The sequence below is a fragment of the Gordonia abscondita genome (genome assembly GCF_032711245.1).
Classification (GTDB): domain Bacteria; phylum Actinomycetota; class Actinomycetes; order Mycobacteriales; family Mycobacteriaceae; genus Gordonia.
This window is the reverse complement of the sequence record NZ_CP128986.1, coordinates 3,813,327-3,827,867: the sequence shown is the minus strand read 5'-3', so window position 1 is coordinate 3,827,867 and position 14,541 is coordinate 3,813,327. Positions and strand designations below refer to the sequence as shown.

Annotated in this window: 18 protein-coding genes; 15 read left to right on the top strand and 3 right to left on the bottom strand. The window is 66.6% G+C overall.

Annotation, left to right across the window (positions count from 1 at the left end; genetic code table 11):
- Positions 1-56: 56 nt before the first annotated feature.
- From rplS to dprA, 7 genes are all read left to right on the top strand, one after another.
- Positions 57-398, top strand: a complete 342-nt coding sequence (rplS, locus tag MP11Mi_RS18055) for a 50S ribosomal protein L19 (protein WP_420040244.1) — start codon at positions 57-59, stop codon at positions 396-398.
- A 152-nt stretch (positions 399-550) separates the two neighbouring features.
- A complete protein-coding gene (gene lepB, locus MP11Mi_RS18050) occupies positions 551-1,357 on the top strand; it encodes a signal peptidase I (RefSeq protein ID WP_420040243.1) in 807 nt (268 codons plus the stop codon).
- A 23-nt stretch (positions 1,358-1,380) separates the two neighbouring features.
- A complete protein-coding gene (locus tag MP11Mi_RS18045; RefSeq protein ID WP_420040242.1) occupies positions 1,381-2,040 on the top strand; it encodes a ribonuclease HII in 660 nt (219 codons plus the stop codon).
- Positions 2,040-2,351, top strand: coding sequence for a DUF2469 domain-containing protein (locus tag MP11Mi_RS18040; protein ID WP_420040241.1), 312 nt, complete (start codon positions 2,040-2,042; stop codon positions 2,349-2,351). The genes MP11Mi_RS18045 and MP11Mi_RS18040 overlap by 1 nt, the downstream gene beginning before the upstream one ends.
- A gap of 212 nt (positions 2,352-2,563) precedes the next feature.
- Positions 2,564-2,959 carry a YraN family protein gene (locus MP11Mi_RS18035; RefSeq protein WP_420040240.1) on the top strand — a complete coding sequence of 132 codons (396 nt, stop codon included), beginning with the start codon at positions 2,564-2,566 and terminating at the stop codon, positions 2,957-2,959.
- Between the two features lie 10 nt (positions 2,960-2,969).
- Positions 2,970-4,487, top strand: coding sequence for a YifB family Mg chelatase-like AAA ATPase (locus MP11Mi_RS18030; protein ID WP_420040239.1), 1,518 nt, complete (start codon positions 2,970-2,972; stop codon positions 4,485-4,487).
- Positions 4,484-5,617, top strand: coding sequence for a DNA-processing protein DprA (gene dprA / locus MP11Mi_RS18025; RefSeq protein ID WP_420040238.1), 1,134 nt, complete (start codon positions 4,484-4,486; stop codon positions 5,615-5,617). Before MP11Mi_RS18030 ends, dprA begins: the two co-directional genes overlap by 4 nt.
- Positions 5,618-5,655: 38 nt before the next feature.
- Here dprA and MP11Mi_RS18020 read toward each other — a convergent pair whose 3' ends face one another.
- Complete coding sequence (locus MP11Mi_RS18020) at positions 5,656-6,219, bottom strand: hypothetical protein (RefSeq protein WP_420040237.1); 564 nt, start codon at positions 6,217-6,219, stop codon at positions 5,656-5,658.
- A gap of 110 nt (positions 6,220-6,329) precedes the next feature.
- Between MP11Mi_RS18020 and MP11Mi_RS18015 the strand changes: the two genes are divergently transcribed.
- Together MP11Mi_RS18015 and MP11Mi_RS18010 are read left to right on the top strand one after the other, a co-directional pair.
- Positions 6,330-7,136 carry a siderophore-interacting protein gene (locus tag MP11Mi_RS18015; RefSeq protein ID WP_420040236.1) on the top strand — a complete coding sequence of 269 codons (807 nt, stop codon included), beginning with the start codon at positions 6,330-6,332 and terminating at the stop codon, positions 7,134-7,136.
- Between the two features lie 63 nt (positions 7,137-7,199).
- Complete coding sequence (locus MP11Mi_RS18010) at positions 7,200-8,090, top strand: tyrosine recombinase XerC (RefSeq protein ID WP_420040235.1); 891 nt, start codon at positions 7,200-7,202, stop codon at positions 8,088-8,090.
- Here the strand turns inward: MP11Mi_RS18010 and MP11Mi_RS18005 are convergent.
- Entirely contained in the window at positions 8,038-8,601 is a 564-nt protein-coding gene (locus MP11Mi_RS18005; RefSeq protein ID WP_420040234.1) for a M23 family metallopeptidase, read from the bottom strand. The genes MP11Mi_RS18010 and MP11Mi_RS18005 overlap by 53 nt on opposite strands.
- A 368-nt stretch (positions 8,602-8,969) precedes the next feature.
- On the opposite strand from MP11Mi_RS18005, the gene rpsB reads away from it, so the two are divergent.
- The 6 genes from rpsB to rlmN all read left to right on the top strand — a co-directional run bounded on the left by rpsB (position 8,970) and on the right by rlmN (position 14,188).
- Positions 8,970-9,863, top strand: a complete 894-nt coding sequence (gene rpsB, locus MP11Mi_RS18000) for a 30S ribosomal protein S2 (protein WP_420040233.1) — start codon at positions 8,970-8,972, stop codon at positions 9,861-9,863.
- Positions 9,864-9,925: 62 nt separating this feature from the next.
- Complete coding sequence (gene tsf / locus MP11Mi_RS17995; RefSeq protein ID WP_420040232.1) at positions 9,926-10,750, top strand: translation elongation factor Ts; 825 nt, start codon at positions 9,926-9,928, stop codon at positions 10,748-10,750.
- A 118-nt stretch (positions 10,751-10,868) separates the two neighbouring features.
- Complete coding sequence (pyrH, locus tag MP11Mi_RS17990) at positions 10,869-11,636, top strand: UMP kinase (protein WP_420040231.1); 768 nt, start codon at positions 10,869-10,871, stop codon at positions 11,634-11,636.
- A 31-nt stretch (positions 11,637-11,667) separates the two neighbouring features.
- Complete coding sequence (frr, locus tag MP11Mi_RS17985) at positions 11,668-12,225, top strand: ribosome recycling factor (protein ID WP_420040230.1); 558 nt, start codon at positions 11,668-11,670, stop codon at positions 12,223-12,225.
- Complete coding sequence (locus MP11Mi_RS17980; protein WP_420040229.1) at positions 12,222-13,055, top strand: phosphatidate cytidylyltransferase; 834 nt, start codon at positions 12,222-12,224, stop codon at positions 13,053-13,055. The genes frr and MP11Mi_RS17980 overlap by 4 nt, the downstream gene beginning before the upstream one ends.
- A gap of 26 nt (positions 13,056-13,081) precedes the next feature.
- Complete coding sequence (gene rlmN / locus MP11Mi_RS17975; RefSeq protein WP_420040228.1) at positions 13,082-14,188, top strand: dual-specificity RNA methyltransferase RlmN; 1,107 nt, start codon at positions 13,082-13,084, stop codon at positions 14,186-14,188.
- A 73-nt stretch (positions 14,189-14,261) separates the two neighbouring features.
- On the opposite strand, the gene MP11Mi_RS17970 is transcribed toward rlmN, so the two are convergent.
- Positions 14,262-14,525: a DUF2631 domain-containing protein gene (locus MP11Mi_RS17970; RefSeq protein ID WP_420040227.1), complete on the bottom strand. Its 264-nt coding sequence runs from the start codon at positions 14,523-14,525 to the stop codon at positions 14,262-14,264.
- Positions 14,526-14,541: the final 16 nt, after the last annotated feature.

Here is a 14,541-nt window from a genome sequence, read left to right as displayed (position 1 = left end):
CGTATTCCAGCGGGCCGCCAGGTTCCTCTGTCCAGCCGAACGAAACGGATCACCACATGAACACCCTCGACTTCCTCGACAAGCAGTCGCTGCGCGACGACGTCCCCGACTTCGCCGCAGGTGACACCCTTGACGTGCACGTCAAGGTCATTGAGGGCAGCAAGGAGCGCGTCCAGGTCTTCAAGGGCGTCGTGATTCGTCGCCAGGGCGGCGGCGTGCGCGAGACCTTCACCGTCCGCAAGGTGTCGTTCGGCGTCGGCGTCGAGCGTACCTTCCCGGTGCACAGCCCGAACATCGCCAAGATCGACGTCGTCACCCGCGGCGACGTCCGTCGCGCCAAGCTGTACTACCTGCGCGACCTGCGTGGCAAGGCTGCGAAGATCAAGGAAAAGCGCTGATCTAACGGTGCCTCGAAAGGCCCCGGTCGCTGCACATGCAGTGGCCGGGGCCTTTCTGCGTCCACGGTGCGCCTCACGTCGATGAGACTGCTCCTGGGCGGCACGGCGGACTGCGTTCTAGTTCTCACAGGTACAGTCGCTACGCTGTTCGAGTGGATGACAGCACCGGCGACGAGCCGAAGTTCGTGATCAGAGACGACTCAGATGACGCCGCGGATGATGGCGGCGACTCGACGGGTTCGGGTTGGTCGCGGATCGCCAAGGAGGTCGCGATCGTTGTGGCGATCGTTCTGGCGTTGATGTTCGTGTTCACTCAGTTCTTCTTCCGGCAGTACGTGGTGCCGTCCGAGTCGATGGAGTCGACGCTCCACGGCTGCGACGGTTGCACCAACGACCGCATCGTGATCGACAAGATGGTGTACCGGTTCAGCGACCCGAAACCCGGCGACGTGATCGTGTTCAAGGCGCCGTCCGAATCGTGGGACGACGTGTGGCAGTCGCCTCGATCGTCGAACGCCGTCGTGCACAAGGTGCAGGACGTACTTTCGTGGTTCGCGTTGCAGCCGCCCGACGAGAACAACCTCGTCAAGCGAGTGATCGCGACCGGCGGCCAGACCGTCGAATGCCACAACGCTGACGGTAAGGGCGTCACCGTGGACGGAAAGCCCCTCGACGAGCCCTATATCGATAAGGATCTACAAGTCGACACGAGCACGGAGACCGACGGGGCCCTCGGCGGCGGCTCGTGCTACGGCAACGACATCGAACCATTCAAAGTTCCGGACGGAAACGTGTGGGTGATGGGCGACAACCGGTCGAACTCGTCCGACTCCCGGGCGCATCAGCGCGACGAATACCACGGCACCGTCCCGATCTCCGACATTCGCGGCAAGGTCCGTTTCATCATGTACCCGTTCTCGCGGATCGGCGGCGTCGGCGACCACGACCCGCAGGGCTGACCCGCCGAGAGACTTGATGCACGATGACCCGCACCGATCGTTGGCCGCCGCGTTCGCCGGTCCGTAAAGCAGCGTCGCTGCGCACCCTGGAATTCACATTGGCTCGGCACCGGTTGGGGCCGGTGGCCGGCGTCGACGAGGCCGGACGCGGTGCATGCGCAGGCCCCCTCGTCGTCGCCGCATGCGTGTTGGGGCCGACTCAATTGAAGTCCCTCGCCGACCTCGACGACTCCAAACGGCTGTCCGAGGCCACACGTGAACGGTTGTATGACGCCGTGCAGCGGCACGCCGTCAGCCACAGCGTCGTGGTGGTTCCAGCCGCCGAAGTCGATCGGATCGGCGTGCACGTCGCCAACATCGAGGGAATGCGTCGCGCGGTCGCGGGACTCGACGTGCGTCCCGGCTACGTGCTGTCCGATGGCTTCCAAGTCCCCGGACTGCCGGCACCGTCGTTGCCGGTGATCGGAGGCGACGCGAACGCCGCTTGCATCGCCGCGGCGTCGGTGTTGGCAAAAGTGACCCGCGACCGCATCATGGTCGAACTCGACGAGGCCGTCCCGGGCTACGACTTCGCAGTTCACAAGGGATATAGCACGGCCAACCACATGGCTCGACTCGACGCGCTCGGGCCGTCAGCCGAGCACCGACTCTCGTACCGGAACGTCCGCGATAGGCTTGCATGATGAGCGCTGAAGATCTCGAGAAGTACGAAGCCGAGATGGAGCTGTCTTTGTACAAGGAGTACAAGGACATCGTCGGTCAGTTCACCTACGTGGTGGAGACCGAGCGTCGTTTCTACCTCGCGAACGGCGTCGACCTCATCCCGCGCAGCAACGACGGTGAAGTCTATTTCGAGATCCACATGTCCGACGCGTGGGTGTGGGACATGTATCGACCGGCGCGCTTCGTCAAGCAGGTGCGTGTGGTGACGTTCAAGGACGTCAATGTCGAAGAACTCGAACGTGCCGAACTGAGTCTTCCCGACACGCCGTGAGTGGGCATCCCGCAACTTCACTTCTTGCGAACGTGTCGTTGAAGCTGCGCGGCGGCCGCGTGCGGTGTTCGGCTCGGATGCCACACGACTGGGCTGGGTAGGGAATCATTCAGCCCAGGTGAATCTGTGGATGATCGCCGAATTTTCCACAGATCGGTGGTCCAGCCGGATATCGCCTTCCGCTCGTCGGGTCAGTCGGTCATGGTCTGCGCATGGGGGAGAAGACGACGCGCCCGGACCGGCGCCGACAAATAGGTCGACTCGGCGAAGACGTGGCAGCCGAGTACCTCGCCAGTCTCGGCTGGGAGATTCTGGCACGGAACTGGCGGACCCGATACGGCGAACTCGACGTGGTCGCCGCGATCGGCGGGACGCTCGTGATCGTCGAAGTGAAGACGCGCGCGAGCCGGACATTCACTGATCCGGTCGCCGCGGTCACCCCGCAGAAGTTGCGGACGATGCGTCTGGTCGCCCGGCAGTGGCTCGCCGAACAGGAACGGTATTGGCCGATAGTCCGTTTCGACATCGTGTCGATCCAACTCGACATCGCCGATCCGGAAGACCTCGAACGAGCGACGCTGGCCCATCACACCGGCGTCGTCGAATGAGGACGCGGTCATGAGTGGATTAGGGCGAGTCCACTCCGTCGGGCTCAACGCGTTCGCCGCGGACGTCATCGAGATCCAAGCCAACATCAGCAACGGGCTGCCCGGCTTCATCGTCAGCGGCAGCGCCGACACGTCCGTCCGCGAAGCCAAGGACCGGGTGCGCGCCGCGATCGGCAACAGTGGTGCGAAGTTCCCCGAAAAGAAGATCGTCGTCGCACTCGCCCCGGCGAACCTGCCGAAGTCCGGAGCAGGGTTCGACCTGCCGATGGCCATCTCCGTTCTAATTGCCACAGGTCAGGCGCAAACTTCGCTGCTCGGCGAGACAGTGATGATCGGCGAGTTGGCTCTCGACGGACGCGTTCGACCGGTGCGCGGAGTCCTACCGCTGCTACTTGGGGCGCGCGACGCCGGATTCCGACGTGCCGTCGTCCCGATCGCGAACATCCGAGAGGCGACACTCGTCGATGGCCTCGACATCGGCGGAGCCGACTCGCTCTCGGACGTCGTCGCATGGCTGGCCGGCGAGCGCGCGCTCGACACCGTGTCAGCCACGGGCGAGGCGTCAGCTCGGACACCGATCCCCGACATGACCGACGTCGTCGGCCAGCCAGCGGCGCGACACGCGCTGGAAGTCGCCGCCGCCGGCGCGCACCACATCCTCATGACCGGGCCTCCGGGCATCGGCAAGACGATGCTCGCGTGCCGCCTGCCCGGAATACTCCCGCCGCTGGGACCGGACGAATCCCTGGAAGTGACCGCGATTCACTCGGTCGCCGGGATACTCCCGGCCCGCCGCCCGCTGATCGAGACGCCACCGTTCATCGCACCACACCACACCGCGAGCATTACCTCGCTCCTCGGTGGCGGGACCGGCATGGCCAAACCGGGAGCCGTGTCCCGAGCACATCGCGGCGTGCTGTTCCTCGACGAGTGCGCGGAGATGGGCGCGAAGGTCCTCGACTCGCTGCGTCAACCCCTCGAAGACGGCGTCGTCCGAGTGTCGCGCCGCGACGGCACCGCGTCGTATCCGGCACGGTTTCAACTGATCCTCGCGGCGAATCCGTGTCCGTGCGCACCGGTCAACGACGTCGACTGCGTATGCACGTCCATCGTCCGACGTCGGTACCTCGGGAAGTTGTCCGGACCGTTGATGGACCGGGTCGACATCCGCGTGCAGATGGAGCCGCCCGGGAACACCGCGCTGATGACCGAGCAGGGGGAGTCGACGGAGGTCGTCGGCGCGCGGGTCGCGCAGGCGCGAGCTGCCGGGCGGGAACGATGGCGCGAACACGGCTGGCTGACGAACTCTGAAGTTCCGGGCAGCGCACTGAGACGGCGTTATCGTCTCGCGCCCGACGCGATGCGACCCATCGAAGCGTTCCTGGGGCAAGGGAGAATCACCGCGCGTGGCGCCGACCGCGCCCTCCGGCTCGCGTGGACGCTCGCCGACCTGCGCGGAACGCAGCGACCGGACGTCGACGACGTCACACAAGCATTGATGTACCGGGACCGGGGGACAGGCAGATGACCGACATGAACGACGCCGAACGCCGGGCGTGGGCGTACCTCGCCGCCGTCGCCGAACCGCCGTCCGCGTCCGTGATCGCGCTCGTATCCGCAGTCGGCCCGGTCGCTGCAGCCTCGGCGGTGCGCGACCGGAAGGCGCCGGCGGGCCACGTCGCGGCGCTCGCCGCGACCGAAGCGCGATACGCGACCGACACGTCCGTCTCGGATCTGGATGCGGCGGACCGGGTTGGCGCACGGCTCGTGACGCCCGGGGACGACGAGTGGCCCGGCTGGTCATTGTCGGCACTCGATCGCGCATCGACATCTGCGCGCGGCGGCGGACCGCTCGCGCTGTGGGTGCGTGGGCCTGGCCTCCTGTCGTCGTTGGGCGACACCGCCGTCGCACTAGTGGGGTCGCGGGCGGCGTCGTCGTACGGCGAGTATGTGGCCGGGCAGTTCGCGTCCGGCCTGGCCGCGCACGGCCGGGCGGTAGTGTCCGGCGGCGCATACGGGATCGACGGTGCCGCGCACCGCGGATCGTTGGCGGCGGGCGGTCTCACGGTCGCGGTGCTGGCGTGCGGCGTCGACCGCGACTATCCGACCGGTCACGCTCGGCTCCTACAGGAGATCGCAACGCGTGGTCTGGTCGTCGCCGAATACGCTCCCGGAACGACGGCGGCCAAACACCGCTTCCTCACCCGGAATCGGCTCGTGGCTGCGCTGTCGGGCGCGACCGTCGTCGTCGAGGCCGGTCGACGGTCGGGCGCAGCCAACACCGCGGCGTGGGCGACCCGCCTGGGTCGCCCGCTCGGCGCGGTGCCCGGCGCAGTCACCAGTGCGACCTCGGTCGGCACGCACGCGATGATCGCGGACGGCCAGGCCACGCTCGTCGCCGACGTCGACCAGGTTGGCTCCCTCGTCGCGCCGGACGGTGCCGACACACGCGGTCCGGCACCGAACCGCGACACCGACGGGTTGCCGCCCGACCAGTTCCGAGTGATCGAGGCGTTGCCCGCCCGCGAATCGATCTCGATCGACGAGATCTCGTTCAGTGCGGGCATTCCCGTCGATGCAGTGCGCCGTGCGCTCGCCGCCCTCGACGTCGCGGGCCTCATCGACGAGGAGGGAGGCCGGTGGCGCCTGCACAGGTGACCCCTCGAACGCGACTGTGATCGGGGTGATGCGTGGTCTCACTCCACGGTGAACGTCGCCGTCGCCTCCTCGGCCGGCGCGCAGAGCGGCGGAAGATCGCCGCGCGCCGCGGCCGGCGGCGTCGTCAACGCCGCGGTCACCCGATACTCGCCTCGGTCGACGGTCGGCCACGTAGTCCGCACCAGCGTGCCGTCGCCGTCGATGCGGTGGCTCGCGATCGTCGCCGGATCGGTCGAGGTCTGGATGTCGAGGGCGAGCGACGCCCCGGGTGGCAGCGGGGTGAGCGAGGCCCGCACCGCGTCGATCGACGGGGCGAACGTTGGTATGGGTCGGAAAGTCGGTGCGACGTCGGTTCCATCGCGTGTCACCGACATGACGATCGCGCTGCCGATACCGTGCTTGGGCAGCGAGCACGCCGCATCGGAGTCGTTGTGCACCAACAACGTTAGGCGCGGGACGGCTCCGCTGGGACTACTCTCGGTCGATGAACGGAGTTCCGCGGTGAGCCCGCCGGGAGCGTCCTCGTCGGACGAGCATGCCGAGGCGGCCCCGCCGAGCGCGGCGACGGCACACACCGCAGCGGCCACGCGTGTGCAAGTCATGGACCGTCCCCCGGTAGTCATGGATGCAGTTGTACACCTGCCGCCCGGCACCCCGCTCGGCGATAGATCAGGTAGGTTATTAGGATCACCTAAGAAGGAGATGCTACGCAATGGCGAGGCGACAGAACACGATGACGGTGCTGCGTACCGAGGACCTGACGACGCACATGCGCCGGGTCTGGCTCGGCGGACCGGGCTTCGAGGATTTTCAAGCGACCAATGACACCGACATGTACGTCAAGCTCCAGTTCGCGCAACCCGACCGTGCGGAGCCGGTTCTGCGCACGTACACCGTGAGTACCTACGATCCGGCAGCGAGGGAAATCTCGATCGACTTCGTCGTCCACGGCGACGAAGGCATCGCGGGCCCGTGGGCCGCGCACGTACAGCCAGGGGAGACAATCGGATTCTTCGGGCCCGGCAGCGGCTACCGCCCGGACCCGGACGCCCCCTGGCATCTGCTCGTCGCCGACGAAGCCGGCCTACCCGCGCTTGCCGCCGCCGTCGAGGCGCTGCCGGCCGACGCCGTGGCGAAGGTCTTCATCGAGGTGGCCGGACCCGACGACGAACTCGACCTGAACGCCCCGGCCGGCGCGGAGATCACCTGGGTGCACCGTGGATACGGATCCGACGATGCGCCCGACGACGTCGCCGGAGACAACGCGCCGGTCATCGCGGCTGTCAAAGCGGCCGAGTGGCTCGACGGCGAACCGCAGGTCTTCATCCACGGCGAAGCTCAGGCCGTGATGAAGAACCTCCGTCCGTACATCCGCAAAGAGCGAGGCGTCGGCAAGGCGCGCGCCGGATCGATCTCCGGCTACTGGCGCCGGGGGCGCTCCGAGGACGGCTTCCGCCAGTGGAAGGTCGATCAGCGTGCCGTGCACGACGCCGACGAAGCCGCGTGGTCCAAGGCCTAAGCGTCGCCCGCCCTACCTGGACGTACAGCCCCACCCGGGACGCACTGACCTACTCTGAAGACTATGTCCGACGTCCTGGGTGCATTCGCCGATCACCTGCGCTACGAGAAGGCGCGCAGTGACCACACGGTGCGCGCGTACATCGGCGATGTACGAGGCATGATCGCCTACGCGGGCGCGCGCGGTGTCGATCTCGCCGACATCGACCTCGCGCTGCTGCGCGCATGGCTCGCCGAGCACACGCGCCGGGGCGCGGCACGATCATCGATCGCACGTCAGGTCTCGTCGGCGAAGACGTTCCTCGCGTGGGCGCAGCGCGACGGTCTCGTCGCGACCAACGCCGCCGCGCGACTGCAGGCGCCGAAGGCCCACCGCGTCCTGCCGCATGTCCTCGACGCAGAGGCCGCCGCCGAAGCCGTCGACGCCGCGGCGCCCGCCGATCCGACGGACCCCGTCGCGCTCCGCGACCGGCTGATCGTCGAACTCCTCTACTCGTGCGGCATCCGCGTCGGTGAGCTGTGTGGACTCGACCTCGGCGACGTCGACCCCGACCGACGCGTGGTGCGCGTGATCGGCAAAGGCGACAAACAGCGGTCGGCCCCGTACGGCGGGCCAGCGCAGGTGGCGCTCACCGACTGGGTCCGCCTAGGCCGACCGGCACTGGCGACGGCGGCGTCCGGGGAGGCGCTACTCCTCGGGGTGAAAGGCGGCCGCCTCGACCAGAGGATGGCGCGCACTGTGGTTCACCGGGCTACCGACGACGGCAGCGGCGGCTCCATCGGTCCGCACGGGTTGCGGCACAGCGCCGCCACTCACCTGTTGGAAGGCGGCGCGGACCTGCGCGTAGTCCAAGAGTTGCTCGGGCATTCGTCGTTGTCGACGACACAGCTCTACACGCATGTCAGCGTCGAGCGACTGCGCGCGGTGCACGACCAGGCGCATCCTCGGGCGTGAGCGGCTTCAACCGAACCCGCAGCACGCCGAGTAGTCCGAGCGGGTTCAGATAGACGGCGTCCCGGCCGCTTCCGCGTCGCGCACCCCAATGCAGGCACGCCGCCGCCCGGCACCCCTCGTGGCCGGCGGCGAGCACGCCGATCACCTGGCCGCGCCCGACGTGCTCGCCGCGTCGCACCCGTGCGATGACCGGTTCGTATGTCGTCAAGACTCCGTCTCCGTGCCGGATCGACACCGTCGGCTTCCCCGCGACCAGGCCCGCGAAGTGCACCGTGCCGGCCCGCGCGGCCAGCACCGCCGCATCCGGTGCGGCGGCCAGATCTAGGCCTCGATGGCCGGACTGCCACCGCTTCTCCGGCGGGTCGAAAGGACGAACGATCGCCGGTCGCGGAGTCAACGGCCAGTCGTAGGCCGTTCGGGGTGATGATGTGGCAACCGCTCCGAACGGCAGCAGGGTTACCACGCACGCGAGTACGACGCAGGCGAGCGCAATCGAGCGGAGTGATCTCATACAAGGTCAGACGCACCGGTCCCGCGGACGGTTCCGCGACGCGCCACCCGACCAGACGATCAACAAAACGCGGCGAACAGAGCGCGGTGACCAGAACGAGGCGGCCCAGCGATCAGCAGAACACGATCGCTGGTGGTGCAAACTCGCTAATTTTGCTGGTCGCGCGGTATCGGAGTAGTCTTTCCGACGCACCCGGGTATGTCTCGGGTGACTTCGCGCGTCCGCGCGGACCGGCACGGCAAGTGCCCGGTCTACCGGTCGTCCTGCGCAGTCTCGAACCGCGGAATCGGTTGGAGTGCAGGCGATTGCGGACGCCAGGGTCCGAACCCGGCTTGGGGGAGGACGTCGAACTGCTAGAGAGGACAATCATGGCTGTCGTAACCATGAAGCAGCTGCTGGACAGCGGCGCACACTTCGGTCACCAGACCCGTCGTTGGAACCCGAAGATGAAGCGCTTCATCTTCACCGACCGCAACGGCATCTACATCATCGACCTGCAGCAGACGCTGTCGTACATCGACCGCGCCTACGAGTTCGTCAAGCAGACCGTCGCCCACGGTGGCACGATCCTGTTCGTCGGCACCAAGAAGCAGGCGCAGGAGTCGATTGCCGCTGAGGCGACCCGCGTCGGCATGCCGTACGTGAACCAGCGTTGGCTTGGTGGCATGCTCACCAACTTCCAGACCGTGCACAAGCGCCTTCAGCGTATGAAGGAGCTCGAGGCCATGGAGCAGACCGGTGGCTTCGAGGGTCGCACCAAGAAGGAAATCCTCATGCTCACGCGTGAGAAGAACAAGCTCGTCCGGACCCTCGGTGGTATCCGCGACATGGCCAAGGTCCCCTCGGCCGTGTGGGTCGTCGACACCAACAAAGAGCACATCGCCGTGGGCGAGGCCCGCAAGTTGAACATCCCGGTCATCGCGATCCTGGACACCAACTGCGACCCCGACGTCGTCGATTACCCGATCCCGGCCAACGACGACGCGATCCGCAGCGCAGCGCTGCTGACCCGCGTGATCGCGTCGGCAGTCGCCGAAGGCGTGCAGGCGCGTGCCGGCCAGGGTTCGAGCGATGCGAAGCCGGAAGCAGGCGCAGAGCCGCTCGCCGAGTGGGAGCAGGAACTGCTCACCGAGGCGTCCGCTCCGACTGAAGCAGCAGCGACTGAGGCTGCAGCTGCAGCGACCGAGGCTCCGGCCGAGGCCGCTCCCGCTGAGGCTGCTGCGGCTCCGGCCGATGCACCGGCCGCTCCGGCCGCAGAATAAGACCTCTGCGCCACCGGACGACTCGTCACACCGAAGAATCCTAAGAAGGAGGATCGCCTCACATGGCGAACTACACCGCAGCGGACGTGAAGCGTCTGCGCGAAATGACCGGTTCGGGCATGCTCGACTGCAAGAACGCACTGGCCAACAACGACGGTGACTTCGACAAGGCCGTCGAAGAGCTGCGTATCAAGGGCGCCAAGGACGTGGGCAAGCGTGCAGAGCGCTCCACTGCCGAGGGCCTCGTCGCCGCTCGTGACGGTGTCATGGTCGAGCTGAACAGCGAGACCGACTTCGTCGCCAAGAACGACGAGTTCCAGAAGCTCGCCGACGACATCCTGACCGCAGCCGTCGAGCTGCGTACCAACGATGTCGCCGAACTGTCGGCCGCCAAGCTCGGTGACGGCACCGTCGCCGAGGCCGTCGAGGCACTCTCGGCCAAGATCGGCGAGAAGCTGGTTCTGCAGCGCGTCGCAGCCTACGACGGCCCCGTCGCCGTCTACCTGCACAAGCGTGCGTCGGACCTGCCGCCCGCCGTGGGCGTTCTGGTCTCGTACACCGGCGAGGGCGACACCGCTGCGGAGGCCGCTCGCGGTGCCGCTATGCAGGTCGCAGCCCTTAAGGCGAAGTACGCGAGCCGTGACGAGGTCCCTGCGGACATCGTCGCGGACGAGCGTCGGATCGCCGAGGAGACCGCGAAGGCCGAAGGCAAGCCGGAGCAGGCTCTGCCGAAGATCGTCGAAGGCCGCGTCAACGGCTTCTACAAGGACGTCGTCCTCGTGGACCAGCCGTCGGTCACCGACTCGAAGAAGACCGTGAAGGCGATCCTCGACGAGGCGGGCGCCGCCGTCGTGGCGTTCTCGCGCTTCGAGGTCGGCCAGGCCTGACCGTCTGACACCACCTGTAGATCCGGCCCCGGATCCGCCGTCACGGCGGGTTCGGGGCCGGATCTCGTCGTGCCCTAAGATAGAGAAGATTTGTGTCCGTCACCGAGCGAAGGAAAAGATGAGCGAGACTCCTGCTAAGAGCGATGGGGCGGGTACCGGACCGGAACGCAAGGGCTTCAAGCGCGTCATGCTCAAGCTCGGCGGTGAGATGTTCGGCGGCGGCGAAGTCGGTCTCGACCCCGACGTGGTCGGCGCAGTGGCCGACCAGATCGTGGAGGTCGTCGCTTCGGGTGTCCAGGTCGGCATCGTGATCGGAGGCGGCAACTTCTTCCGTGGGGCCGAACTGCAGCAACGTGGGCTGGACCGAGCGCGGTCGGACTACATGGGCATGCTCGGCACCGTTATGAACTGCCTTGCGCTGCAAGACTTTCTGGAGAAGCGCGGCGTCACCACCCGGGTGCAGACGGCCATCACGATGGGGCAGGTCGCCGAGCCGTACCTGCCGTTGCGGGCCGTCCGTCACCTGGAGAAGGGGCGCGTGGTGATCTTCGGTGCAGGCATGGGTATGCCGTACTTCTCCACGGACACGACAGCCGCACAGCGAGCACTGGAGATCAAGGCCGAGGCCGTCCTGATGGCGAAGGCTGTCGACGGCATCTACTCCGACGATCCGCGCACCAACCCAGACGCTGAACTCTTCCCTTCGATCACTCACCGCGAGGCGATCGAGAAGGAGTTGAAGGTGGCCGATGCGACGGCGTTCAGTCTCTGTATGGACAACAACATGCCGATTCTCGTGTTCAATCTGCTCGAACGAGGCAATATCGCACGTGCGGTCGCGGGCGAGTCGATCGGGACCCTGGTCAGCACCGAATCGGCAGACTAGAAACGCTTCTTAACAAGACAAGGACATCGACATGATCGACGAAGCTCTGCTCGACGCCGAGGAGAAGATGGAGAAGGCCGTCAATGTCGCACGCGACGATATGGCCGCCATCCGCACCGGCCGCGCCAACCCGGCGATGTTCAACCGGATCGTCATCGACTACTACGGTTCAATGACACCGATCACCCAGGTCGCGGGCATTAACACGCCGGAGCCTCGGCTGGTCGTCATCAAACCGTACGAGGCGTCGACGATGCGCGACATCGAGACCGCTATCCGGAACTCCGACCTCGGGGTCAATCCGACCAACGACGGCAATGTCATCCGCATCGCGATCCCTCAGCTCACTGAGGAGCGTCGCAAGGATCTCGTCAAGCAAGCCCGCGGCAAAGGTGAGGACGCGAAGGTGTCGATCCGCAGCGTGCGACGCAAGGCGGCCGACGAGCTCAAACGCATCCAGAAGGACGGCGAGGCAGGCGAGGACGAGGTGTCGCGCGCCGAGAAGGAGCTCGACAAGACCACCCACTCGTACACGGATGCTGTCGACGAGCTGGTGAAAAACAAGGAAGTCGAGCTGCTCGAGGTATGACGACCCCGTCGACGTCCAAGGCAGGCCGCAACCTCCCCGCAGCCATCGGGGTCGGCCTCGGCCTGGGCGCCTTGCTCATCGTGGTCCTCGCGTTGGTGCCGATGGCCTGGTACGGCATCGTCTCCGTCGCCTTGGGTATCGCGACGTGGGAGGTCTGCAAGCGGCTCCACGACGCCGACTACGGGGTGCCGTTCTGGCCGCTGCTCGCCGGTGGACAGGCGACTATCTGGGTCTCGTGGCCGTGGGGGATCGAAGCGTCATTCGTGGCGTTCGCCGCCACCATCCTCGTGTTGATGGTGTGGAAGCTGTTTGCGCAGGGCCTCGCGAACGCCCCGCAGAACTATGTCCGGGACGTTTCGATGTCCATTCTGGTGCTGGCGTGGCTGCCGATGCTCGCGACGTTCGGCGCGGAAATGGTCGCGCAGGACGAGGGCCGCTACCGGGTGTTGACGCTCGTGATCGTCGTAGTTTGCTCCGATGTGGGCGGCTACGCGGCGGGCGTCCTATTCGGCAAGCATCCGATGGCCCCCGCGATCAGCCCGAAGAAGTCGTGGGAGGGTTTCGGTGGATCGCTCGTCGTCGGCACCGTCGGCGCCGTGCTGTGTTCGCTGTTCCTCCTCGACACAGATTGGTGGGTCGGGATGGCACTCGGGCCGCTCATGGTGATCGTCGCGACCACCGGGGACCTCGTCGAATCGCAGTTCAAGCGGGATCTCGGGATCAAAGACATGGGCACGCTGCTGCCCGGTCACGGCGGAATTATGGACCGACTGGACTCGCTGCTCCCATCGGCGCTGGTCACCTGGGCGGTGCTCACCGTTCTCCTGTGAGTCGGAAGCCATGCGAGAATGGACGCATGACGTCTCTGCCACTGGTCTTCGACGCGCCCAAACGCGGGCGTCCGCCCACTCACTTCGCCGATCTCGACGAGGCCGGGCGGATCAAGGCGGTCGCCGACCTCGGGCTCCCGAAGTTCCGCGCCAACCAGCTGGCCAAGCAGTACTTCGGTCGGCTGACCGGCGACGTCACTGAGATGACCGACCTGCCTGCAGGTCGACGCGACGAGGTCGGCGCGGCACTGTTTCCGACCCTGATGACCCCGGTGCGGCACGTGGCCGTCGACGACGGGTCCACCCGCAAGACCCTGTGGCGCCTACACGATGGAACACTTCTCGAATCGGTCCTCATGCGCTACACCGATCGGAACACATTGTGCATCTCGTCGCAGGCGGGCTGCGGTATGGCCTGCCCGTTCTGCGCGACCGGACAGGGCGGACTCGACCGGAATCTGTCGACTGCCGAGATCGTCGACCAGGTTCGTGCGGCGTCGCGCGCGGTACGCGACGGCGACATGGGGGAGCCGAGCAGGCTGTCGAACGTCGTGTTCATGGGGATGGGGGAGCCGCTCGCGAACTACAAGCGAGTCGTCGACGCTGTCCGCAAGATCACCTCACCCGCACCCGACGGATTCGGTATCTCGGCGCGGCACGTGACCGTGTCGACCGTCGGTCTCGCGCCGGCGATCCGTCGCCTCGCCGACGAGGGCCTCGCGGTGACGCTTGCCGTCTCGCTGCACACCCCCGACGATGAGCTCCGGGACACCCTTGTACCGGTGAACAACCGGTGGTCGGTGTCCGAAGTGCTCGACGCCGCCCGCTACTACGCTGACCAGACGGGGCGACGGATATCGATCGAATACGCGCTGATCCGCGACGTCAACGACCAGCCGTGGCGAGCCGATCTGCTCGGTGAGAAACTGCGGCACAAGCTCGGCGGCCTCGCGCACGTCAACGTCATTCCGCTCAACCCGACGCCGGGCTCGGAATGGGACGCCAGCCCGAAGCCCGTCGAAGCCGAATTCGTCCGACGAGTCCGTGAGCAGGGGATCTCGTGCACTGTGCGCGACACCCGCGGGCAGGAGATCGCCGCGGCTTGCGGACAACTCGCGGCCGAAGAACGCTAGCGCACCTAGAGACGTCGGGATACGAATAGGGCCGGTCACCTGGAAGTGACCGGCCCTATTCGTATGCGAAGCGTTAGCGTCGCCACGTGCCCTTACGCGGGATCATCTTGTAACCGGCGAAGCCGATCAGGCCGACGGCGATCACGATGAGGTAGATGTCCTCGACGTGCCCGACGTGGTTGCCGACCAGCATGGCCAGGCAGATCAGGCCCGAGACGAACGCGGCGATCGCGTAGGTACGGGGTGCGGTGCCGCTCCAGCCGAAGCGGGCCGAGGGCGCGTCTGCGGGTTCGCGGACCCAGCCGGTATCGATCTGTTCGACCTCAGTGCTTGCCACGTCCACTCCTTATGAC